We start from the raw sequence: 524 nt of genomic DNA on the forward strand, positions 1-524 counted from the left end.
AGTGGGAACACTACGGTCACGACCCGGCGCTGGCGGCGGTCGGTGCCGGCACGGCCGGCTACTACGCGGAACGCAGCTCCCAGGACGCCATCGCCGGCTACCGTCCGGTGTTCGAGGGGTATCTCGCCTTCCAGAAGCGGCTCGGCATGGAACCGGTGTTCCCGACGCTGGAGGACTTCGTCGAGCGCAGTTCCGCGCTGATCGGCAGCCCGCAGCAGGTCATCGAGAAGGTGCACCGCTACCACGAGCGGTTCGGGCACAGCGTGCTGCACCTGCACGCCGACGCCGGCGGCCTCACCGACGCCCAGCACCGCGCCAGCCTGGAGCTGTTCCAGTCCGACATCGCCCCGGTGCTGCGCCGCGAGATCCCGGACCCGCCCTGGCCGTGGGCCCCGGTGCTCGCCGAGCCGTCCCCGTCAGCCCCGCCCTCCTCGTCGTCTCAGCCGTCCTCGCCGTCGCCGTCGTCACCGAACGCATCGTCATCCGCCGCATCGTTACCGACCGTGGACGGACCCGCGCCCGCC

The 524-nt window shown here is 71.9% G+C and carries 1 pseudogene; it reads left to right on the top strand.

Going from position 1 to position 524, the window contains the following annotated elements:
* Nucleotides 1-524: pseudogene (locus tag AC5LSR_RS18345) on the top strand (LLM class flavin-dependent oxidoreductase); the annotation flags it as partial.

This window comes from Protofrankia sp. CiP1_Cm_nod4 (assembly GCF_982290645.1).